Annotated in this window: 20 protein-coding genes; 6 read left to right on the top strand and 14 right to left on the bottom strand. The window is 33.9% G+C overall.

The window, feature by feature from the left end; genetic code table 11:
* Nucleotides 1-34: 34 nt before the first annotated feature.
* Complete coding sequence (locus C1X07_RS07265; RefSeq protein WP_103069313.1) at nucleotides 35-1,573, top strand: Rne/Rng family ribonuclease; 1,539 nt, start codon at nucleotides 35-37, stop codon at nucleotides 1,571-1,573.
* Nucleotides 1,574-1,637: 64 nt separating this feature from the next.
* Here C1X07_RS07265 and C1X07_RS07260 read toward each other — a convergent pair whose 3' ends face one another.
* Both C1X07_RS07260 and C1X07_RS07255 read right to left on the bottom strand, forming a co-directional pair.
* On the bottom strand, nucleotides 1,638-2,528 hold the full coding sequence (locus C1X07_RS07260; RefSeq protein WP_103069312.1) for a thiopeptide-type bacteriocin biosynthesis protein: 891 nt from the start codon (nucleotides 2,526-2,528) through the stop codon (nucleotides 1,638-1,640).
* Between the two features lie 98 nt (nucleotides 2,529-2,626).
* The gene (locus C1X07_RS07255; protein WP_164914113.1) at nucleotides 2,627-4,846 is read right to left on the bottom strand and encodes a lantibiotic dehydratase family protein; all 2,220 of its coding nucleotides are present in this window, start codon (nucleotides 4,844-4,846) and stop codon (nucleotides 2,627-2,629) included.
* Nucleotides 4,847-5,063: 217 nt separating this feature from the next.
* Between C1X07_RS07255 and C1X07_RS07250 the strand changes: the two genes are divergently transcribed.
* Nucleotides 5,064-5,543 carry a regulatory protein RecX gene (locus C1X07_RS07250; RefSeq protein WP_103069310.1) on the top strand — a complete coding sequence of 160 codons (480 nt, stop codon included), beginning with the start codon at nucleotides 5,064-5,066 and terminating at the stop codon, nucleotides 5,541-5,543.
* A 2-nt stretch (nucleotides 5,544-5,545) separates the two neighbouring features.
* Here C1X07_RS07250 and C1X07_RS07245 read toward each other — a convergent pair whose 3' ends face one another.
* From C1X07_RS07245 to C1X07_RS07230, 4 genes are all read right to left on the bottom strand, one after another.
* Nucleotides 5,546-6,208: a hypothetical protein gene (locus tag C1X07_RS07245; RefSeq protein WP_103069309.1), complete on the bottom strand. Its 663-nt coding sequence runs from the start codon at nucleotides 6,206-6,208 to the stop codon at nucleotides 5,546-5,548.
* Nucleotides 6,209-6,264: 56 nt separating this feature from the next.
* Nucleotides 6,265-7,131 carry a cupin-like domain-containing protein gene (locus tag C1X07_RS07240; RefSeq protein ID WP_103069308.1) on the bottom strand — a complete coding sequence of 289 codons (867 nt, stop codon included), beginning with the start codon at nucleotides 7,129-7,131 and terminating at the stop codon, nucleotides 6,265-6,267.
* 84 nt (nucleotides 7,132-7,215) lie between these two features.
* On the bottom strand, nucleotides 7,216-8,319 hold the full coding sequence (gene bioB, locus C1X07_RS07235) for a biotin synthase BioB (RefSeq protein ID WP_103069307.1): 1,104 nt from the start codon (nucleotides 8,317-8,319) through the stop codon (nucleotides 7,216-7,218).
* Nucleotides 8,320-8,806: 487 nt separating this feature from the next.
* Complete coding sequence (locus C1X07_RS07230; protein ID WP_103069306.1) at nucleotides 8,807-9,967, bottom strand: beta-ketoacyl synthase N-terminal-like domain-containing protein; 1,161 nt, start codon at nucleotides 9,965-9,967, stop codon at nucleotides 8,807-8,809.
* Nucleotides 9,968-10,110: 143 nt separating this feature from the next.
* On the opposite strand from C1X07_RS07230, the gene C1X07_RS07225 reads away from it, so the two are divergent.
* Nucleotides 10,111-10,551, top strand: coding sequence for a cytochrome c oxidase assembly factor Coa1 family protein (locus tag C1X07_RS07225; protein ID WP_103069305.1), 441 nt, complete (start codon nucleotides 10,111-10,113; stop codon nucleotides 10,549-10,551).
* Nucleotides 10,526-11,551 carry a hypothetical protein gene (locus C1X07_RS07220; RefSeq protein ID WP_103069304.1) on the top strand — a complete coding sequence of 342 codons (1,026 nt, stop codon included), beginning with the start codon at nucleotides 10,526-10,528 and terminating at the stop codon, nucleotides 11,549-11,551. Before C1X07_RS07225 ends, C1X07_RS07220 begins: the two co-directional genes overlap by 26 nt.
* A 30-nt stretch (nucleotides 11,552-11,581) precedes the next feature.
* Here C1X07_RS07220 and bioA read toward each other — a convergent pair whose 3' ends face one another.
* From bioA to C1X07_RS07200, 4 genes are read right to left on the bottom strand one after another with little or no spacing between them, the layout of a single operon-like run.
* A complete protein-coding gene (bioA, locus tag C1X07_RS07215; protein ID WP_103069303.1) occupies nucleotides 11,582-12,847 on the bottom strand; it encodes an adenosylmethionine--8-amino-7-oxononanoate transaminase in 1,266 nt (421 codons plus the stop codon).
* 44 nt (nucleotides 12,848-12,891) lie between these two features.
* Complete coding sequence (bioD, locus tag C1X07_RS07210; RefSeq protein ID WP_103069302.1) at nucleotides 12,892-13,512, bottom strand: dethiobiotin synthase; 621 nt, start codon at nucleotides 13,510-13,512, stop codon at nucleotides 12,892-12,894.
* Nucleotides 13,505-13,921, bottom strand: a complete 417-nt coding sequence (locus tag C1X07_RS07205; RefSeq protein ID WP_103069301.1) for a putative signal transducing protein — start codon at nucleotides 13,919-13,921, stop codon at nucleotides 13,505-13,507. The genes bioD and C1X07_RS07205 overlap by 8 nt, the downstream gene beginning before the upstream one ends.
* Nucleotides 13,918-15,075, bottom strand: a complete 1,158-nt coding sequence (locus tag C1X07_RS07200) for an aminotransferase class I/II-fold pyridoxal phosphate-dependent enzyme (RefSeq protein WP_103069300.1) — start codon at nucleotides 15,073-15,075, stop codon at nucleotides 13,918-13,920. Before C1X07_RS07200 ends, C1X07_RS07205 begins: the two co-directional genes overlap by 4 nt.
* Nucleotides 15,076-15,216: 141 nt before the next feature.
* On the opposite strand from C1X07_RS07200, the gene C1X07_RS07195 reads away from it, so the two are divergent.
* Nucleotides 15,217-15,756 (top strand): GNAT family N-acetyltransferase, encoded by a 540-nt coding sequence (locus tag C1X07_RS07195; RefSeq protein ID WP_103069299.1) that lies wholly within the window; start codon nucleotides 15,217-15,219, stop codon nucleotides 15,754-15,756.
* On the opposite strand, the gene C1X07_RS07190 is transcribed toward C1X07_RS07195, so the two are convergent.
* The 3 genes from C1X07_RS07190 to atpD all read right to left on the bottom strand — a co-directional run bounded on the left by C1X07_RS07190 (nucleotide 15,734) and on the right by atpD (nucleotide 20,669).
* Nucleotides 15,734-18,571 (bottom strand): alpha/beta hydrolase family protein, encoded by a 2,838-nt coding sequence (locus tag C1X07_RS07190; RefSeq protein ID WP_103069298.1) that lies wholly within the window; start codon nucleotides 18,569-18,571, stop codon nucleotides 15,734-15,736. The genes C1X07_RS07195 and C1X07_RS07190 overlap by 23 nt on opposite strands.
* 219 nt (nucleotides 18,572-18,790) lie before the next feature.
* The gene (locus C1X07_RS07185) at nucleotides 18,791-19,069 is read right to left on the bottom strand and encodes a F0F1 ATP synthase subunit epsilon (protein ID WP_103069297.1); all 279 of its coding nucleotides are present in this window, start codon (nucleotides 19,067-19,069) and stop codon (nucleotides 18,791-18,793) included.
* 91 nt (nucleotides 19,070-19,160) lie between these two features.
* Nucleotides 19,161-20,669 carry a F0F1 ATP synthase subunit beta gene (gene atpD, locus C1X07_RS07180; protein ID WP_103069296.1) on the bottom strand — a complete coding sequence of 503 codons (1,509 nt, stop codon included), beginning with the start codon at nucleotides 20,667-20,669 and terminating at the stop codon, nucleotides 19,161-19,163.
* Nucleotides 20,670-20,940: 271 nt separating this feature from the next.
* Between atpD and C1X07_RS07175 the strand changes: the two genes are divergently transcribed.
* Nucleotides 20,941-22,215 (top strand): sterol desaturase family protein, encoded by a 1,275-nt coding sequence (locus C1X07_RS07175; protein ID WP_103069295.1) that lies wholly within the window; start codon nucleotides 20,941-20,943, stop codon nucleotides 22,213-22,215.
* 49 nt (nucleotides 22,216-22,264) lie between these two features.
* On the opposite strand, the gene C1X07_RS07170 is transcribed toward C1X07_RS07175, so the two are convergent.
* A complete protein-coding gene (locus tag C1X07_RS07170) occupies nucleotides 22,265-23,737 on the bottom strand; it encodes an SGNH/GDSL hydrolase family protein (protein ID WP_103069294.1) in 1,473 nt (490 codons plus the stop codon).
* Between the last annotated feature and the right edge of the window lie 23 nt (nucleotides 23,738-23,760).

Here is a 23,760-nt window from a genome sequence, read left to right as displayed (position 1 = left end):
TTCCGATTGTTATCGGGATAAAAATCTAATCAGAGTGAACAAAGAATTGATCATTAGGTCAGGTTCCTCTACAGATTTTGCCTTACTAAAGGATGGAAAACTAATTGAATTACATAAGGAAGAAGACGATAGTGATTTTGCAGTAGGTGATATATTTATTGCCAAAATTCGTAAATCTGTCCCAGGTCTTAATGCCGCATTTGTAGATGTTGGCTATGAGAAAGATGCTTTTTTGCATTATCATGATCTAGGTCCTCAAGTATCTTCTTTACTTAAATTCATAAAACGTGTAAGCACAGGTAAATTAAAAAATTACTCTCTTAAGGATTTTCCTGTAGAGAACGACATTGACAAACATGGTACTATTACCAATGTGTTGAAGTCGAATCAATCACTATTAGTACAGATAGTAAAAGAACCTATATCTACCAAAGGCCCTCGAATTAGCTCAGAGCTTTCGATTGCCGGTAGATATATTGTTTTGGTTCCTTTTTCAAATAGAATTTCTATTTCTCAAAAAATAGAATCCTCAGAAGAAAAAGAACGTTTAAAACGGCTTGTAAAAAGTATTAAGCCTAAAGGTTTTGGCATTATCGTTCGTACTGTAGCAGAAGGCAAAAAAGTAGCAGAACTAGACAAAGATTTACAAAATCTAATCGGGAGATGGCAAAGTATGTGCAAAAAAATGCACAAAGCCCATCACCCATCAAAAGTATTAGGTGAAATGAATAGAGCATCCTCTATATTGAGAGATGTATTTAACGACACCTTTACTTCTATTATTGTAGATGAAGAAGATCTATGTAATAGAATCAAAGAGTATCTGCAAGAAATTGCTCCAAAAAAGGAATCAATTGTAAAACTTCATAATCCTAAAATACCAATTTTTGAAAAATATGGTATCGAAAGGCAAATCAAAACAAGTTTTGGTAAGACGGTATCTATGAGTAAGGGTGCTTATTTGGTTATTGAGCATACAGAAGCGATGCATGTAATCGATGTAAATAGCGGTAACCGATCTAATAAAGCCAAAAACCAGGAAGATACTGCACTTGAAGTAAACCTTATTAGTGCAGCTGAAGTGGCTCGTCAACTTCGTCTTAGAGATATGGGAGGTATTATTGTCGTTGATTTTATTGACATGAACAATGCCGAAAACCGTAGAACGCTTTTCAATCAATTGAGAGAAGAGATGAAAGACGACAGAGCAAAGCATAAAATTTTACCGCCAAGTAAATTTGGCTTGATTCAAATTACGCGACAACGCGTGCGACCTGAGATGAATATCAAAACCCGTGAGGAAGATCCGAATGGAATAAATGGCGAAGTTGAGGCGCCCATAGTTTTGGTAGAAAAAATGAAGGTCGAATTAGAAAAATTAATTAAAAAAGATCATAAAAAGATCACACTTAGTGCGCATCCTTTTATTGCAGCTTTTTTAACAAAAGGATTTCCATCCACCCGATCCAAATGGTATTTTAACCATAAACGATGGGTAAAGATTGTACCTAGAGACGCTTACACGTATTTAGAATATCATTTTCACGATAAAAATGGTGAACTGATAAAATAAAATAAAACCCGACCTTGAAAAAGAGTCGGGTTTTTTTGTTAACCAAAATTAATAAGCCCAAAGCCTATACTTTATTTATTTCTTTATCAGCTTTAGAGTAACTGATTTTTGTTTTATAATATCGTAGTAGAAAATCATAACAAACTAATTCATAAAAACGCTGTTTTGATCTAAATGCTCTATTTACAGTCATATGTATATAACTACTCAATAGATCATCTAACTCTACTTCTAAACGATTAAATTGTTGCTCATCAATAATACTTTTTACAATACTTAATGATTTTTTCTTTCTATGAGCTAATATATTATCCAAAATAGCATAGTCTTCAGCAGAGTATGATGATTCTAAAAACGAATGAAGTTTACTTTTTAAACCTCTGTATTTTTTATCCAATTGTTTATTCAACCTCTTATCAGCATGAAACTCATTTTTAAAGGCTAAAGTGTTCCTGTTTACTATATTTAGCTTCTCTTGCAAGGTGTAATTAAAACTCTCTAGCAACTTGTCTACCCCTTTTACTACAAACAAAAAATACAATTCTTCATCCTCTATCACACTTATAGCATCTAACAACATAGCACTATCATAAAAAAACAACTTTTCAGAAGCTTCTATTGTACTAACCCCATAACGCTCTAGTTCTCGTATATATGTATCAGTCTGCACTTTATACACAACACGCTGTGTTATATACTGCTGCAATACGTTATTTATACGGAGTATAATATCTCCTATTTTTCTTAGATCAAGTAAATGGAACCGTATTCTAAGATGAAAATCGGGATCCCCGTAGCGTATAAAAAACCAAGAATCTATTAGTTTTTCTTCCAATAATTGCTCTACAAGGGGTTTTATAGTTTCAACAAGAAGCATGTCGGATGTCCTGGCGCCACAATAAAGCTTATAATACAACCACTCGTCTCCAACAATAAAAGTTCTTTTTACCCTCATTCACTAAAATCTTTTGATTTTTATATACATTCTTATTATTCGCTTTCAAAATATATCCAGACGCAAATCCTCTATTTTATAAAAGAAAGCTATCGTACTCATTTCTCGAGTATTTTTAACTCTTCCTTTACATTTCTTGCCCGCTCCAATTTTTTATGATTATAGAATGAAATAACAAATTGATTAGTATAACTCATTTTTTGCTGTTGTACAATTCCCAATTTTTTATCGAATTTACCTTCTTCTGCGAATAAAAATTCCTCAAGCACACAAGTTTCCCTATTCTTTATTGCATTCAACCACATATCTATTGATGTATTATTCTCTAGATTAATCAACAGAGTATTATCTCCATCAATTAATTGGATTAAGCTTGGTATCCTATGTTTAACTCTCCATTCATTTACGGCAGAAACTTTATCTCTTTCTTTTAGAAAAAGTAAGTCCGACGTTTTGATTTTCCATCTAGCCTTTGCCAATATAAAATCTTTATACACTACTCTTGGCAAAAAAACCTTCTTCTCTATCGCCTCACCCCAATAAAATCCAATGCCTGGTCTTTTATTTTGATTTTGGACATCGCACAAAAAGTGATAAACCGGCAAAGCATTAGCACTATAATTATGTGCATTTGTCAAACGAGGAATAATTTCTTTATTAAGAATTTTGGATCGTAACACTATACGTCCATATTTTACCGATATCATTATGTCTTCTACAAAAACTTGCTTCCGAGCAGGCACATTAGATTTTCCCAAATACGGAATCTCATATTCTCTTATTGTGGCTCTTCTAATTACATTACCAGTTCTAGACTCAGGCAAATGAACAATTTCTGCAAGAATTTGATCTTGACCAATTTCTTGCTCTATAGACACTATATTATCAACATGTTTTAAAATTAATTCATTTCCTGTAGAAAACCTACCTAAAAGGTTTGCTGCCGAAGATCCACCCATTGAAGATAATATCATCTTTTCTTCTCCTTCTATTTTTGCTACCTGAACCATAGCAGACATCGTATCTGGTAAATCATTCCAATCCAAATCAAGATGTTCAAAATCCTTATCTTCTAGCAACAAGGTATACTGATTTTCTCTACCTATTTTCTGCAATTTTGCATTTAATATTTCGTGAACATCAGACCAATGCACTTTTTGTTCTAGCAAAGGTTTATAAGGAATGTCCAACCCGTCCAAAAATGATGTAGAGTCGTTTGCATCCTGATGCTGAAGGTAACCAATTCCAATTTCTGTATCCAAAGCTGTCGCCAAGGGAATCTCCTGGGTCTCATATCTTTTCACAAATGCATCCTTGAATCGCTGTAAATGCGTTTCAGAAGATGAACTACTTATTCTATTCAGCAATGTCATTGCTCTTTTCAATTTATACCCCCACCGAACACTTAATTGGTTTGATTTTGCCTGGGTATACATATCTGTTTGAAAAAGGTATTTTAATTCAAAAGGCGTATCTAATTTTGCTACTCTCTCACTTAATCGCAAGTATTCTTTATCCTTGTTACCAAGCTTCTGATCTATCTGCTCCAAAAACATCTTGTAGTGATAAATTTCGTTTAATATAGCTTCGACACCATCTAATCTACCTAAACATTTTTCTAATTGTTCAAGAAAATCTTCACCGGTTACCGACGGTTCTATCTCGCTTATTAAAATTTGGTTATCTATAAGTTCATCAATAAAGGCTTCAGCTTCTTCATAAGATATTTCATCATCAACCAACAGCAACGCTAATTCTTTTATTTTTTTTCCGAATTTAGCATTTTCAATTATTACTTCTAAGTAATCAGAATAGGTCACTGCTTCTATAGAGTGCTCTCTTCGGTTATATTTGTTATACCCATATTCTACATACCTATATTGATCTCCAATCCTATACAAACTATTATTTGGATACCACTGCAATTGCTTTTTAACTATTGTTTCTTTTGCCAATTTTTGAGAAAAAGCAACTAAAAAATTCATATCAAAACGAGTTTGTCTTTGATGCTTCCTATCATCGACAAGCTCAATACCTGTAGTCTCTCCAAAGGTACCTATACAACATCCGGCAAATAACCCAAAAGGAGTGCATCGAGAGCTCATTCTGGATATATATTTTAACAGTGATGATTCTAATCGTTTACTTTTTTGAACGTCTTTAAGCTGACCCGAAAGCCATTTCTCTATTTCAGAATATAGTTCTGGCGAGGCCAAAAAGATTGCTTCTTTGATAATACCATCTTCCCAGATATCCTTAAATTTTTTTAAAGGTATATTCTTTTCCTTTGTAAGCTCGTAGTAAAAATTTAGTGGCAAAAGAGGGGTTCTCAGACAAAATTGATCAAAAAAAGTGTATGGATTCGTTTGTTTCAAGAGGTGTTGATCTATTGTTAATAAGTGATAAATATACCATTTTATGCTTTATTTTAATTCTGAATAAAACGCTTATCTCTACCCGCCACACAAAACTACCTGGATATTATTTTCCATAGCTTATCTGAGATAGATAAAAAGTACTGTACATTTGCTGTATATGTATGGAAATCCTATTAAATCTACAACCGTAACCGAAGCCACAAGAAAAATGGAACACTACTGTGCCTACCAGGAGCGCTGCCATAAAGATGTCGAGGATAAGCTAAATACCATGAAACTAATCCCAGAGGCTAAAGAAAAAATTATACTACATCTTCTAGAGCATAATTTTCTTAATGAAGAACGATTTGCCAAAGCCTTTGCTAGAGGCAAATTTAACATCAAAAAATGGGGAAAAGAACGTATAACCCGTGAGCTTAAATACCGCAAGATCTCGCCATATAATATAAAAACTGCTTTTAAAGAGATCCCTGACAAAGACTATCTTGAAACTTTTCATGAGCTGGCAGAAAAGAAATATCATAGCATTACAGAATCAGACAAGAACAAAAAACGAAGAAAACTCATAAACTACCTACTATACAGAGGCTGGGAAACACATCTTGTTTATGAAAAAGTAAATGAGTTACTTTCTTAAGATCATAAAAAAAATGACACCTCTACTGCCAATATACTTATTACAACCTGAGAATCCACAGCATCCCATATAGATTCAACAATACTTAAGACTATCCAAATTAAGGTCAAAATAAACAACATACTCCATAATAAAAATGCCCATTTCAAAGGTTCTTTATCATTAAATGGCGTACTCTTTTTTATAAACACAAATGAAAAGGTTAACAACAAGATATTAAATATATAATATGCATATTTTTCAATTTCAAATGCTATAAAATAAAAGTTATCTGCATTATTAGAAATAATTGAAAAGAATTCATAATCCTCCTCTAGCACATAAAATACCTTAAGAGTAATAGATATACCTATAGGGATATATAAGCACTTTATCCACTTACTACTTTGTATATTAAAATTTAATAACAGAACAAAATAAAAGAAGATGGTAACAGGAAAAAGAAAAACCCACTCTATATCATCAATAATCCTAAGATAAGGGTAGCTATCAAAAAAACCAATATTACTAAAAAACATGTTAAACATTAACAAAGAAAGTACAAGTATAGAATACCCTAAATAATTATTGGTTTTGCTTTTAAAAAACGGAGAAAATAGAATTACAAAACCAAAAATAAACCCTTGAAAAGCACTAATCAATAATAAAAAACTAACGATATTCATTTGACTTAACCTCCTTTTTAATGCTACCTCGCCATATCACAGATTAAAAAACTACCTCAAGTCTTTACTTTTCTACTAGTTCTTTTTATAGCTTGGTGTTTCTTATACTCTATCCACTTTTCACCTCGGATCTTTCGCATAAAATTATCAAAATGGCGAAGTATAAAAACATTATAAGTAGCTTTTATAAATCGTGTTTTCTTTTTAGCAATAGAGCGAATACTCATAGAAAACCCTGGAGTTAAATATGTCATTTGATGCCAATAACCTTCTGGCATGTATAGCGTTTCTCCATGTTTCAAATTGGCAATATATCCTTTTGCCTTTTCTAGTGCAGGCCATTTTTTAAAATCAGGATTTGTAAAGTCTATGTCCTGATGAGAGATTAACGAATGTGGTAGTTTGTATAGATATTTGGTTTCTGATGGCGGAAACAGGATACACTGTTTTTCTCCATGAAAATGAAAATGAAGAATATTAGCATAATCTATATCATAGTGCATAAACACTTTAGAACCACCGCCTCCAAAAAACAAAAATGGTAATTTTTTCATGAATTTCAACCCGATCTCAGGATATCTAAAATCTTCTTGAAGCTCTGGCACTTCTTTTAGAAGATTATACAAAAAAATACGATAATCAGTAGATCCTTTCTCAAGCAAGCTAAGATAATCACTCATTTTCATACTAGTATGAGCCTCATTGAATTTTCGTTCTGATGAGATAGGTCTACTATCATACAGAGGAACGATTTTATTGCCAGCTAAAGAATTGATATAAGAAAGGTTCCATTTCTTATAAGCTGCCCAATCTCCAATTAACCGTTCAATGATCACCGGTTTCTGTAATTCAACATATTCCTTAAGAAACTTCTCTTTGGTAATTGTTTTTACCCTTGGTATTTGTTCTAAATTTAATTTCACTTACTACAAAAATAGGCATCTACAACCTATGCTAATCTATATTAATAATAAATTAGCATTTTAAAAAAACACAAACAGACAATGTTATTTATCTACTGTTACTCCCTTAGCTTTTTGCTTGGCAGCTTCATTTCTTTCAATTGTATGTGTAGGTCTAGTCCATTTAGGTTTTTCTCCCATCGATTCAAATTCTGAATCTTCTGCCTCTACGGTTTCGGGTTGTGCTTTTTTCACAAATGGTTTTTGAGGATTTAGCCCTAACATTTTAAACATCTCCATATCTTCATGTACATCGGGATTAGGAGTTGTTAATAATTTATCTCCTGCAAAAATTGAATTTGCCCCGGCAAAGAAACACATTGCTTGTCCTTCTCTACTCATTTCTGTTCTACCAGCAGAAAGTCTAACCTGTGTTATTGGCATTACAATTCGTGTTGTAGCCACCATTCTAATCATATCCCACATAGATACGGGTTTCTGATCTTCCATTGGAGTTCCTTCTACAGCTACCAAAGAATTTATAGGCACAGATTCTGGCTGAGGACTTAATCTAGATAGTGCTACTAGCATTCCTGCCCGGTCTTCAACTTTTTCTCCCATACCAATAATACCACCACTACATACGGTAACATTTGTTTTTCTAACATTTTCAATCGTTTTTAAACGATCTTCAAATCCACGAGTAGAAATTACTTCTTTATAATAATCTTCAGAAGTATCTAGGTTATGGTTATAAGCATATAACCCTGCTTCTGCCAGCCTTTGCGCTTGGTTTTCAGTAAGCATTCCCAGGGTACAGCACACTTCCATATCCAATTTGTTAATGGTACGTACCATTTCTAACACATCCTCGAACTCTTGACCATCCTTAACATTACGCCAAGCAGCTCCCATACACACTCTGGAGCTTCCAGAAGCTTTTGCACGAAGTGCTTGTGCTTTGACCTGTCTCACACTCATAAGATCATTACCTCCAATATCGGTATGATATCTTGCTGCTTGCGGACAATATCCACAATCTTCAGGACACCCTCCTGTTTTAATAGATAAGAGAGTTGAAACCTGTACTGTATTAGGATCATGACATTCTCTATGAATTGTAGCTGCCTTGTACAACAAATCCATTAAAGGCATATTGTAAATATCAAGAACCTCTTGCTCTGTCCAATCGTGTCTAATAATGCTCATAAATCATAAATAATTAAATGTATCAAAAAATACGTAGCTTTAAGCTATAAATTTTGTTGACAAATATCACTACTTTATTCCTAAAAACCTTTCAAATAGTTTAAAAAACTTTTTAGGTTCTTCAAGATACGGATTATGCCTGCTTTTTCAAATATTACAAATTTTCCCTGTGGCATACGATTCATTCCTATTTTGAATCCGATTTAGGTACTTTTTCATATCCATACCCTCACTTATATAAGTACTCCTACCTACTTCAGAAGCACCCTAGGGTACTTCAACTGTTAAAAATCCACGCAACTTTGTCAGTTTAGGTACTTCAATACTGAAAGTTTGAGGTAGTCTTGTCAGTTTATCCACTTGTTATCAAAGTAGCATCCACCTTAGTACTGAGTGATCAAGGCTTTTTTGTTATCTATCCAGTGTTTTTCATAGTACAGCCTATAATATTAGATAAACAAATAAAAAGACACTACCTTTAATAGTACTAAGGGCGTTCAAGCAGAATACTAACTGCATTACCTCCAAAACCAACTGCATTTACTATAATCTTATTCAATTGCTTAGGAAATGAATCATACGTAACGAATGGCACAGGTATAAACTCTTGATGTTTTAACATTAATACTGCTAATTCTAAACTAAGAATCCCACTAGCTCCAAAAGTATGTCCAATTTTCCATTTATTAGTTGTCAAAGCAGGTACTACGTCTTTAAAAACGGCTTTAATAGCATTATATTCTGCTAAATCTCCTTTTACTGTTCCTGGAGCGTGCATTACAATGGCATCTACTTCATTTGTCGGTGTTTTACCCAAAGCCATTTTCATTGATCTTTGAAAACAATCTGCATCAGTTGATATAGATATATTATGTTTCAAGGGTTCTGTTGCATACCCAACACCTCCAATTAAAGCTATCGCATTTTCTTTAGTTCCTTTTTCTAAACACGCTACGGCAGCACCCTCACCAAGAAACATAGAATTTCTTTTTTTACCCCAATTCATTGCCTGACAAGGATATGGCAATTCTGTATCTGATGCATAAATTTTAAGCGCTTTCATTTGAGCAATAGTAAATGAAGTTAACGGTGCTTCACTTCCCCCCACTAAAAATTGATTTGCAAAATCCGATTGTAGCCACACTACGCCATTAAGCATTGCATGTAATGCTGTAGAGCAGGTAATCGAATGACTTATTTCTGGTCCACTTGTTTGTAAATCATGAGCAATCCACGATGAAATATTACCGAGAGTAGTAGTAGGAGAACTTAACGTAGATGATTTACCTGTTTCAAGGAATTCTTTATGATATTTTTCAAAAAGCCCTGTTGCTCCACGCGAAGAACCTATGTTAATTCCAAAGTTGCGATCTTTATCCCAACCTGCAATTTTAACAGCTTGCCTGGCAGCATATATCCCAAAAAGTACAGAATCATCTAATGCTTCATAATGACTATCCTCTACTCTTAGTTGTTCTACAACTCCCTTTACATCTTCTTTTAATTCTCCTACGACAGTTTGTTCTCCTTCAAACTCCCTATTCGTAATACGATGCAGAGGGTCTTTATATGCTTTCCATATATCTCCAGAAGAAATTCCTAATGGGGATATAGAAGAAATTCCGGTTATTGATACTTTTTGTTGCAATTTTCAAGTTTTGGCAAATGTACTGGTTTGTTCGATCTTGTTCAATAGTTATATCGCTTTTTACTATTCTTTTAAAAATAAATTTAGTAACAAAAAACAGTTTTTAGATACTTATCTTTATAACATAAACAAACTAATCATTTATGAATAATCATACACAAGAAAAAAGCTGGTTTGCCAGAAATTGGGGATGGGCTGTGCCAGTAGGAGGATGTCTTACCCTAATTGTTTTATTTTTTGTTTTCTTAGGCTCTCTAATCTTTGGTGTAAATGAATTAATAAGTGAATCTACACCTTCTCAAGAGGCTCTTGCAAAAGTAAATGAGGATGAGTATGTGATTACAATTCTAGGACAACCTATAGAAACAGACGGAATAATGAGCGGTAGCATATCGTATACAAATGGAATCGGATCTGCAGATATGTCAATCCCTGTAAAAGGACCTAAAGGAGAAGCTAGGCTATTTGTAGTAGGATCCAAACGAAATGATCAATGGTCATACACCGAAATGTATATAATTATCGACAAAACTGATGAACAAATAGATTTATTAGGATATGAACAGCAAGAATATAACAACTAAAATCAACGATAATGTAATACTATTTGGCACACCGCTGCTTCTTATCTTGTTTGTAGTTCTAATTACACAATCAAAGATATTTGATACGCATACTAATACATTATCGATTGGTATCACTCTGGATCTACTTTTTACAATACCGACTATTTTCTTTTTATTAAGCAAAAAGAAAAATATTCCTAAAATCACCACTGCCTCTTTTTTTGTTCTGGGAATAATTACCAGTTCTTATATCATTCCAAAAGAACATCAATCCTTATTAAACCTGATAAAAACCTGGGTGTTTCCTTTTATAGAATTAGGAGTAGTTATTTTTGTTTACTACAAAGTTCGCCAAACTATAAAACGATTTAAGATCAACGCAAAAAATGAAGTAGATTTTTTCTCCGTTTTAAGGGCAACTTGTCTTCAAATTCTACCTAAAAAGATCGCAATACTTCTTACAATGGAGCTTGCTATTTTCTATTTTGGATTTATTTATTGGAAAAAGAAAGCCATAGCAGATAATGAATTTACCTATCACAAAAACAGTGGAACTCTTTCTTTACTTTCTGCACTTATCATTATCATTGGTATAGAAACATATGCATTACACTTTCTTCTTTTAAAATGGAATACATCAGCAGCTTGGATAGCAAGTATAATAAGTATATACTCCAGTATTCAAATTTTTGGTTTTTTAAAATCTATAATCAAAAGACCTTTTAGTATTGAAGGTCACAAAATACACTTACGCTATGGTATTCTGAGCGAAACTACGATAGACGTTAATGACATTGAGTCTGTAGAGATAATAAGTAAAGAAATTAAATTTGATACCCAGACCAGAAAACTATCTCCTCTTGGTGCCCTAGAAAGTCATAACATTGTTATTTCTCTAAAAAAAGAAAATAGACTTATTGGTCTTTATGGAATGAACAAAAACTATAAAACCTTAGCCTTTTTCATTGATGATCCTAAAAATTTTAAGACCACCCTAGAACATCTAATAAAAAAGTAGCATCTTTTTCTGCAAGCTATAATTATATAATCAAATCGTTTCCAACAACTCGACAATAGTATCATACACTTTCTCCAATTGATCCTGAGTAATCACATACGGAGGCAATATATATACGGTACTTCCTAATGGTCTTAACGCTACGCCATTTTTCATAAAATGATCAAAGATCTCATAACGTTTCTTACCATATCGATCCATTTCTATATCCAGGTCCAATGCATAGATTACTCCTTTTTGTCTGGTTGTCTTAACCTTGGGGTGATTTTCTATTTTGGCATTAAAATCTGAATGGGATTTGACTATTCTTTCGATATGACTCTGAAATTCTTCGGTTTGTAGTAATTCTATCCCAGCTAATGCAACTGTACATGCAATAGAATTAGCAGAATAGGTATGTGCATGAAAAAAAGCCTTACCTACAGAATCATCAAGAAAAGCATCATAAATTTGTTGCGTACAACTTGTTACTGCCATAGGTACAAATCCTGCGGTTAAGGATTTGGACATCGAAATAATATCTGGTTTGGTTTCTATATAATCAGAAGCAAAGGTTTTTCCTGTTTTTCCAAAACCAGTCATTACCTCATCTGCAATAGTAATAACATTATTTTCTTTGCAGACATTAAGAATTTGGTCTAAATACCTGGTTTCATACATATGCATTGCATTTGCTCCCTGTACTAATGGCTCATAGATAAATGCCGCCACAGTATTAGCAGCCATATACCTTTCCAATAGCTTTATGATATCGTCAATATTTTCAAAATTAGGAGTAGGAATACGTTTTACATCTATAAAAAAATCTTCAAAAGGACCATTGTATACCGACAATCCAGAGGCAGACATAGCCCCAAAGGTATCCCCATGAAAACCGTCTTCAAAGGCAATAATTGTATTTCTTTTTTCTCCTCTATTAAAATGATACTGCAAAGCCATTTTAATCCCTACTTCATTGGCTGTAGATCCGTTATCTGAGAAAAAAATCTTTTCCTGATTCTCAGGTAAAATTTTAATTAGCTCTTCTGATAATCTAATCGCAGGTTCATGAGTAAAACCCGCAAATACAATCTGATCTAACTGCTTCATTTGATCTTGAACCTGCTTCAAAATATAATCGTTGCAATGCCCGTACATAGCGGTATACCAGGATGCAATCCCATCTATGTACGTCTTACCGTCTTCTCCATATAACAGAGCTCCTTTTGCCTTAACAATTGGTAAGGCATCAGGATGAATCTTATGCTGGGTAAGTGGATGCCAAATATGCTTTTTATCTCTTTCTTTTAAACTCATGTCTTTATCATTTTATTCAAAAACGAAGCTTCTAAAATCCTGGATTAAATACTTTGCAATTTATCTCTAAACAGCTCGGCATATTCCTTAACTACAGCTTTATCAAAATAAGGTTCTTCATCAATTCTTCCAATAACATTAATGTCGGTCATTCTTTTTATGATGTCTTGAGTAGTTTTATGATCTTCTCCATTAAAAATAACAGACACATTTAATCCTTTTTCTTTCAGAATTCTAATAGTCATCAATGTATGGTTGATACTTCCTAAATAATGCCTTGAAACGACAATAACATGATAATCATGATCTATTAAATCCAAAATAGTGTCTTCATTATTTAACGGAACCAACAATCCACCTGCTCCTTCTACAACCAAATGATTATCACCCTGAGGAATCTTTATTTTATCAATTTCAATAGTAATACCATCAATTTCTGCAGCGGCATGAGGGCTCATAGGAGTATGTAGAGCATAGCTATTTTTATGAAACTTAGATTTTGTATTCGATATTAACTCTTGTACCTTATCTGTATCAGAGTATTCTAAATCTCCTGCTTGTATTGGCTTAAAATAATCAGCTTGCAGTGCTTCGACTACAATTGCCGAGGCAATGGTTTTACCCACTTCTGTCCCTATTCCCGTGATAAAAATCTTTTTATTCATCAATATTAAATTCTTTTTTACAATCCTCGCATTTATACTTCATCTTTTGATACATTGGCAAGAGGAATAAAATAAAACCAAATAAGAAAAAGAGTAAACTTTTGAGACTATCTATTGTTGATGTCAGCATTATCTTTTCTCCATTACATTGTGGGCAGTAAATTGGTTGTCCTTGATTTCCTATTGCATATTTATGTATACTTTCTAAAACCTGAAAAGCTCGTTGTTCATCTTCTGCCCATACTTTTAATTTTACTCCCCCTATAGCATTACTCACTAGTGGATCTGTATCGATTGTATGCATATCCATGGTAAAAACCTGAATCCCTTCTGATTCTAATTTTCCTTTTATAATCAATGCTTCTGCAGAATATTGAAAAACCGCAACAGTTTTAAAAGCCTCTTTCATGCTTGGACAAAAGTAGCAAGTAGTTCTAAAACTTCCGAAATTTCTTCTTTAGAATTATAAGAATGTATACAAAAGCGTAATCGTTCTTGACCTCTTGGAACGGTAGGAGATAAAATCGGCTTTACATCAAACCCATTTTCTTGTAATTTTGCTGCTACGTTTTTTACGTTCTCATTACCCGAGATAATGCAGGAATGTATTGCCGAATTACTTTTGACAAATTGAGATTTCAGCTTTGTTATTTCTACTTTAGAGTTAAAAAAAGTAATATTTTGAGTAAGTTTTTCAACTTGAGATGTATTTATAAGCTCTTGATATGCAGCCTGAATTGTAGCCAGAGAGTGGGGAGGGAGCCCTGTAGTATATATAAAACTTCTTGCAAAATTTATTAAGTACTTTTTTAAATCTATAGAGCCCAAAATTACCGCACCGTGGCACCCCATAGCTTTACCAAATGTATTGATTCTGGCAAAAACCTGATCCTGAAGGTTCAGAGCCTGTAATAGCCCTACACCACATTCTCCAAACACCCCTGTTGCATGAGCTTCATCAACAATAAGGTGACAGTTATGATTCTTACAAAACAACACAAATCTCTCTAGATTTGGAGCATCACCATCCATTGAAAAAATTGATTCGGTAACCACATAGATCTTAGTTTCTGCCATACTGTTTTTGGAAGACCCAAGCTTCAGAACCTTATTTTGTAGATCATCTAAGTCATTATGTCCAAACTTATACGCTTTGGCATTGCTCATTTGGATGCCGTCCCTGATTGAGGCATGAATCAATTCGTCATAAAAAACAAGATCCCCTCGCTGTGGTATAGCAGAAAAAAAACCGATGTTAGCATCATATCCCGAATTAAACAATAATGCAGCTTCGGCATTATGAAATTCTTTCAACTGGGTTTCGGTCTCTTCATACAACTTATAATTTCCAGAAAGCAAACGAGATCCTGTAGCTCCATTCTGATAAATCTCTCTTTCTTCAAGTATCTTATGAGCTTGTTCAAAAATTTTCTTTTTAGCAGCAAATCCAAGATAGTCATTAGAAGAAAAATCTACATGGTTACCCTTACTATAGAGTCTTCTAAGTGAGTTGTTCTCTTCTCGATTCTGAAGTTTTTTCTGAAGTTTTTTTGGCAATTGCATAATGCTTCAAAAATAAAACAAATACCTCTTAAAAACTGTCCTGTTTTTAACTTATCTTAATTCAATCATAAAATTAAGTGTTTCCTCCTTATCAATTTATTATAATATTATATTTGGTTTCATCTTCAAACCTTTAGTGAAATGAGCATCATCTACACTGTAGCTACTTCTGTCGCAGAACTAGAACAAATTATCACTTTACAACATAACAATTTACCTGTCTCTATTTCTCAGGAAGAAAAAGAAACTGAAGGATTTGTCTCTGTAATACACGACCTTACTATTCTTAAGAAAATGAATAATAAACAACCTCATATTATAGCAAAGGACGGCAATAAGGTCATCGCTTATGCATTATGTATGCTCAATGATTTTAAAGATGATATCGAAGTACTAAAACCCATGTTCTCTAAAATTAACGATCATCTGGATTCTAACACATCATACATCGTAATGGGACAGGTATGTATTGATAAGGCTTATAGAAAACAAGGAGTTTTCAGAGGTCTATACCAAACTATGAAACGTGAGCTTCATAAGAAATACGATTTTCTGATTACCGAAGTAGCTTCTAGCAATACACGTTCTTTACATGCTCATCGGGCTATCGGTTTTGAGACATTACTCACACATGAATCTGACGGCTTAGAATGGAATATTATTCATTGGAACTGGGCGTAATACTGGGTGATGTTCTTAGACTATCTAACTCATATCCCAAATCTTTTCCTTTTTGAATTCTAGGCACTCCCCTGGTCATCCATTTGGGCGCAGGCTTACCTTTTAGATAATAATCAAAAAACTGCATCATCCGAATAGATAGATCTTGTTTATTCTTAACCTTCTTTAAATTATGAGATTCTTCATTATACACTAACAACCAAACAGGTTTTTGCAGTCTACGCATCCCCATAAACATTTCTATTCCTTGATAATAAGGCACTGCTCCATCATTATCATTATGCATCATCAGTAAGGGTGTTTCTATCTTCGGTATACCAAAAAGAGGTGAATTTTCTATATACAAATCAAAACCATCCCATAAATTTTTTCCTAGTCTACTTTGTGTTCTTTCATATTGAAACGCTCTACTCAATCCTGACTTCCATCTTATTCCTCCATAGGCAGAGGTCATATTACTCACTGGAGCACCTGCCATAGCAGCTTTAAACTTATTTGTTACTGTAATTAAATAAGCCACCTGATATCCACCCCAGCTCTGCCCTTGTATCCCTATGTTATCACTATCTATATACCCTAACTCTTCCAGAGCTTCTACTCCAGACACTATACAATTATATGCACTAGCCCCTGGTTTACCTTCATCATATACAATATCAGGAACAAACATCACATAGTCATTACTCACCAAATATGATGGATTTACAATAGACGCACTAGGCTTGGGGATATGGTAAGAATGATAACTATCTGATCTTTTTTCATAGAAATAAGTAATCAAAGGGTATTTTATTGAGGGGTTAAAGTTTTCTGGTTTATAAACGATTCCCTCTAGCTTTCTTCCGTCACCTGTTTTCCAGGTAAACAACTCTGCCGTTCCCCATTTAAAATCTTTTTGATGAGGATTTACATTTGTTATTTTAGTTCCTTTATGGAAAGTGTTCTTAACAACGTAAAGGTCGGAGAAGGTCTTGAAATTTTGTTTTCTATAGGTAAAAACATCAGCTTGTTTTGCCTTCTTAAATGAAGTAATTCGGAATTCTGACGGTTTAATTTTTTCTACAAGTTTTCCTTTATGCAACGTATATACCCCTGAAGCTTTGGTCGTATTGTCAAAGCTAGTTATTAATAATTCTTTCCCAATATATGAGACTAATGTTTTTTCCTCTGAATCCAACATTTCTGTCCTATATCTGATATTATTTTTCCTTCCATTTTTAGTAAGGTTTACAGGTTTTTCTTCTCCTGAAAGTGAAATCTTCCATATATCAAATTTATCATAAATCAATGCATATCCCATCGAGTCAAATCCTCCAAATCCATATGGAGCAGGTAAAGCCGGACGATCATCATCTTCATCATGAAATGCAATAACCAGATCTTTGGTAAGATTTACTCTCTTAATTGTAGACAAATCAATCGAAAACCAATGTTTCTCTTTCATATCATAATGCAATACATACCTTCCATTGGGAGAAAGAATAGGTTGAAGTCCTTTATTCTTAAGGATCATTCGCTTATCTCCTGTATTAGAATTAACCAAATAATAGTCTTTTGTCCAAGGGTAATCCCACGATCGCCTGACATCATAGGGAGATGTCACAGCCCCTAATATAAATTGTTGTTCTTTGGTTTTATCAAAAATAAGATCCTCTATCGTCTTATCCTGTAGGTGAATATATTTTTTTGTTTCTGTATTATAGTAAGACACATATGCCTTTTTATTAAGCTTCTCAAATTTTGATTCTTGCTCGGGTTGAATCAACTTATCCTGCCAATTCCATACATCAACCTGAGGTATTTCTTCTTTGAGTAAAGTAGTATCTTTGGAGTATATAATTTTTGGCTTCGAATAGAAGTACGCTCTCTTACCACTATCCGAGAAAAAAGGTAATTGATCTTTACTAAGCTTCCATTTTTCTTTTAGATTTTTACCCGCAGAATCAACTAACACTTGTAAAGAGTTATCCTTATAATAATACAACTCATATTTTAAAGAATCTAGTGAGGTAGAATCGGTAGCACATAGATAGATCAGCTTATTTCCATCTTTATGTACTGCCAGTTTATCATAAGTATACTTAGTACTGTCTATAACAAATTTTGAACCTGATGTTAGGTCATATTTAAAAATCCCCACATCTTTTTCTTTATCTTTTTTGTTTCTTAACGTATAGTAGAAAACCTTTGCATTTTCAGGTAAAACAAAATCTTTTATTTGATGAATAGTATCTTTTTTTTGGGTTCTTAAATCATAGACCAGAGCATAATTTTGTTTAAAAGATAGTGAGGATCTAGCATCCAATGTATCTATTTGGCGATTAACAACAGTACATTTTTTTTCTTTTGTCTTTCCAAATTTTTCAACAATAAGCCAGTTTTGTTCTTTTGATATTTTATACTTTTTAACTTCATGAATAGAATCATAAATAGTATTGCTTTTCACACTATAGATAAACAAGGCATCTTTGGTTCGATTTTCTTTTTTAACACCTTCCTTTTTTTCTTTTCTAGTTAATTGATAATCTGGTTTTTTTTGAAAAACTACATAGTTCTCATCTTTAGATATCGAAACCTTGTAACCATTAGGGTATTTAGATTTAGTTTTACTTTGGGTATTGTATATCTCTATATAGCCATTCCCTCTTTTGGTATTAGTTTCTATTGTAGAAACAACTAGTTTACCTTTTTCTGATATTTTCACATCAGTTATATTTTTCCACAAATCGTAGTCGGTATGAGCCAGCGGTTTTTTCTGAGCAGACAGCAATACAGTGCTTAGCATAACTACAAAGGTGATCAGTCTTTGAATCATAGGTGAGGTTTTAATATTAGAGCGATTTAATATGCTCTTGAAATGTATAAAACCTTTTAACTAAATCAGGCAGTTTAACATAATTTTATCTAAAAATCAATCATTTAGATCCTCTTGTTGTTCTGACCAATATTTATAATCAAACTGTTTACCTACAAAAAAAAGACTCCTGTTATTATACAGGAGTCTTTTTATTATTAATAAGTAATATCCTAGCAACTAATCAGCTAGCACAATCACTTTGTTATCTTTCATTTCGATAGTACCAGATGTAATAGAAAGTAATGTTGCTCCATTTTCACCTTTGGTAAATTTATCTGCAACCTCTTCATTTAAATCCATATCTCCATACACTTTAACATTTCCTTTACCTAATAAAGAAATAATCGGCGCATGATTATCTAACATCTGAAATTCTCCATCTGCTCCTGGTACAGCAACCGAAGTTACTTCTCCACTAAATAATACAGCTTCTGGTGTTACTATTTCTAAATACATAGACAATTTGTTTGTCATCTCGAATTCATTTCGAGATTAAGTTATTTATTTGTTTAGTGCTGTGCTGAGTTGATTCAGCATTAGCATTGACTTATGCCTCTGCTAACATTTTCTCTCCAGCTTCTATAGCCTCTTCGATAGTTCCTTTAAGGTTAAACGCTGCCTCTGGAAGGTGATCTAACTCTCCATCCATAATCATTGTAAATGCCTTAATTGTATCTTTAATATCTACCAAACAACCAGGTATACCAGTAAATTGCTCTGCTACGTGGAATGGCTGGGATAAGAAACGCTGCACACGACGGGCGCGTCCTACCGCTAATTTATCTTCTTCAGATAATTCTTCCATACCAAGAATTGCAATAATATCTTGTAACTCTTTATAGCGTTGTAGTAACTCTTTTACTCTTTGTGCACAATTATAGTGCTCATCTCCTAAAATATCTGCTGTAAGAATTCGAGAAGTAGAATCTAATGGATCTACCGCTGGATAGATTCCAAGCTCAGCAATTTTACGAGATAATACGGTTGTTGCATCCAAGTGAGCAAAAGTTGTTGCTGGTGCTGGATCGGTAAGGTCATCTGCAGGTACATAAACTGCTTGTACAGATGTAATCGATCCTTTCTTGGTAGAAGTAATACGTTCTTGCATCACCCCCATCTCTGTTGCTAATGTTGGTTGGTATCCTACCGCTGATGGCATACGCCCTAAAAGTGCTGATACCTCAGAACCTGCTTGTGTAAAACGGAAGATATTATCAACAAAGAAAAGTACATCCTTCCCTTGTCCATCTCCAGCTCCATCACGGAAATATTCTGCTATAGTAAGACCAGAAAGCGCTACACGTGCACGTGCTCCTGGTGGCTCATTCATTTGTCCGAATACGAAAGTTGCTTTCGATTCTTTCATTACTTCTTTATCTACCTTAGAAAGATCCCATCCTCCATTTTCCATAGAGTGCATAAAATCATCACCATACTTGATAATTCCAGATTCTAGCATCTCACGAAGAAGGTCATTTCCTTCACGTGTTCTTTCTCCTACTCCAGCGAATACAGAAAGACCACCATGTCCTTTTGCAATATTGTTAATCAACTCTTGAATAAGTACTGTTTTACCTACTCCGGCACCTCCAAATAATCCAATCTTACCTCCTTTTGCATAAGGCTCAATAAGATCAATTACTTTTATCCCAGTAAACAATACTTCTGTAGAAGTGGATAAATCTTCAAACTTAGGAGCCTGACGGTGGATAGGAAGACCATCTTCTCCAGCTTTTGGAAGATCTCCAAGACCATCAATTGCATCTCCAATCACATTAAATAGACGTCCGTATACATCACCTCCAATTGGCATCTGAATAGGAGCTCCAGTTCCAACTACTTCGACTCCTCTGCTTAATCCATCACTGGAATCCATTGCAATCGTACGTACAGTATCTTCACCAATGTGAGACTGAACTTCTAATACTAGCTTGCTACCGTCTGTTTTGTTAATTTCTAACGAATCATAAATTTTTGGTAATTCAGTACCAGCGGCGAATTCTACATCGATAACTGGACCTACAATTTGAGATACTTTACCTGTAACTTTAGACATTATATAACTATTTAATGTTTAGTATTTAATCTATTATTAAAAAATCGAGTACTCAACTACACTGAATACTAGCTTTTTTCAGGCTGCAAATATAGTCTTTTAAAATGAAAAAAATAACTCATTTTGTTTTGTTTTTTCGAAGTAATCATTCGCTCATATTTTTACCTACAAATACGTCTGTTTTTTTGAGGTTTAATGGTGTTTTTGAATTGTTTACAAATTAATTTTCACTAATTGATATTTTACTTAACTTTAGATAAAACTAAATATAATGGAAACTTACGCAACAGCATTGAGCTATGCTATCCCAGGTTTTATTGTACTTATCCTTATTGAGTATCTGATAAGCAGGTTAAAAAAAACACCTGTTAATGAGAGTATGGATACTATTTCCAGTATCAGTTCGGGTATAACAAACACTCTTAAAAGTCTGATTGGCCTAACGGTAATCATTATAAGTTATGAATGGATGGTTGAGCATATTGCTTTACTCCAAATCAAATCTACCATATTAGTTTATGCTCTAACCTTTATCGGATTAGATTTTGCAGGATATTGGTCTCACCGTTTTAATCATACTGTAAATGTATTCTGGAACAGACACATTATTCATCATAGTAGTGAGGAATATAATCTCGCATGTGCGTTACGGCAGAATGTTTCGGCAATCGTTTCTATCTATTTCTTTCTTTATATTCCATTAGCTTTACTTGGGATTCCTGCAGAAATAGTCGCGTTTGTCGCTCCGATACATTTTTTTGCGCAGTTTTGGTATCATACTCGATTAATAAATAAAATGGGGTTTTTAGAACACATTATCGTAACGCCCTCGCATCATAGAGTTCACCACGCAATTAATGATGAGTATCTAGACAAAAATTATGCAGAAATATTCATTTTTTGGGATAAGCTCTTTGGTAGTTTTCAAGAAGAACTTCCTGACATACCTCCTGTTTATGGTGTAAAAAAGCCTGTGAACACATGGAATCCTTTCTTTATTAATTTCATGCATTTATGGGGGATTATTAAAGATGCCTGGAGAACTCAAAACTGGCTTGATAAAATAAAAATATGGTTTATGCCCACTGGGTGGAGGCCTGAAGATGTAAAAGAAAGATACCCTATCCAAATTACCATCAACCCATATACTAGAAAAAAATACAAACCAGAAAGCTCATTAACACTAAAACTATGGTCTTGGACGCAGCTAGTAATTACAATAGCGTTAATGTATTATTTATTGATTAACATAGGAGATCTTGAATTTATCCAAATTGTAAATTATTCCATTTTTTTAGCAATTTCAATATTTGCCTACACTTCGCTAATGGATAGACATTTGATTTCTTTATTTGCCGAATTTATTAAACTCTCACTAGGATTGTATTTTATACTAAATAATGGTGATTGGTTTGGTATTGATACTGTTTTTCAAGGAGCAACAATCATCATTTTAGGATATATGATTGTTTCTTTTTTATGCTCTTTATACTTTCAATTGATTGAAAGAAAAAAAGGATTTCAACCTTTTCAGCAAATTGCATAAAAAAGCCCATTTCATATATGAGACAGGCTTATTATTATATATTATTCTTTTATTGTAGTGTAGCCGAATAAAAAGTAGAGTAATCTACTGCTTTTACCATCGGAAGATTAGAACCATATGTAGCGTTTATAGACTCTAGTGCTTTATTAGCCAAAAAGGCATATCCCCTAGCCGTAGGATGTACCCCATCTAACGAAAAAGCTCCTCCAAACACCAAATTGCCTTGCAATAAAAACTCATCAAACATCACTCCGTTCTCCGAAGCTTCCTTTAGAATGGTATTTGCATCTACAAATGCCAAACCTGCTTGTTGCACAGCAGTGTCTATTATTGAATTAAATGCAGTCGTTGCAACTGCTATCTCTTCTTGCTCTTCAGGTGTTAATACCCACTTATCAGCCAAAGGAACAGCTACTCCATTTACAGATAAGGGGTTTTGAGGATCGGCTAAGGTTCCTATAAAACTACTAGCAGGTAAAACCAAAAGATCTCCTACTGTAGCTTGCCTCATGTTGACTAAATCAGAATTTATTCCTGTTAAATCGGTCAAGTTTTCATCCAAAATAACGACTGCATTTCCTTCTCCTGCAGTAAAACTTATTGTTCTTCGGGCTATTTCTTCATCTGCGTCTTCTTGTGATATTACATTCTGACTCACCAAAAAAGCAAAAGCCTGCACTATACCACCATTATAAGCTGCATAAGCTCCATTTACTGCTGCTGTCGTTGCTTCATCCAACGGAACGGGATTATGAGGAACCGTTGTAAAATGTGGTATCGATGTTACATCAGGAATATTAAACCCAACTCCTTTTGCTCCTCCAGAAGTTAGAGTTGTTACCAAAGCATTATAAGATTGAGAAAATATTGTTTGGTCGGTTATAGGGTCTGTTCCGTCTCCACCAGAAAGTGCATATCCCAAAACATCATTATTACCAATCCATAAGGAAAAAAACGTTGGACTCTGCACCATTGCATCTCCTAATACAGAAGCTGTTGGACTAGACGCCATTCTTACAAAATAGGGATTTGCCAATCCACCAGCTACTCCTGCCACATTACCATAACCTTCTGCTGGTAAATGAAAACTTTTTGCTCCCGGAACCCCTAAATTATTAAAAGGACCTGTTACTGCATTTGTAATCTCCGTGGTAGGAACGGCATCAAGAACACTTGGACCGGCTCCATCAAAGAAAAATCTTGGGTTCAAAATCTGAGTCCCTCCCAAAAGAGCCCCTCCTATATTGTCATTCATTAAAGGTTGCTTAAATTCTCCACCCCCAGCTAAGGCAAATTGTTGTGCCAAAATATTAGGCATCGAATTTTCTTGACCCGCAATAAACAAGGCGCCATCAGTAAATCCTGCCGTTAAAGAATTACCTAAAGAAACATATTTTGAAAAATCGGCATTTCCAGAAGTAATTACAATTTCTTCATCTGCAGCAGATACATCATCGTCTGATTCACAGGAGATACATCCAAAAACAAGCAGAAGTATTAACCATTTATATTGAGTATTCATCTGTTCTTTTTTTATTTTGTTTT

The organism is Aquimarina sediminis (genome assembly GCF_002895435.1).
Classification (GTDB): Bacteria; Bacteroidota; Bacteroidia; order Flavobacteriales; family Flavobacteriaceae; genus Aquimarina; species Aquimarina sediminis.
Note: the sequence above shows the minus strand (reverse complement) of the source record. Positions and strands in the feature narration are given on the sequence as shown.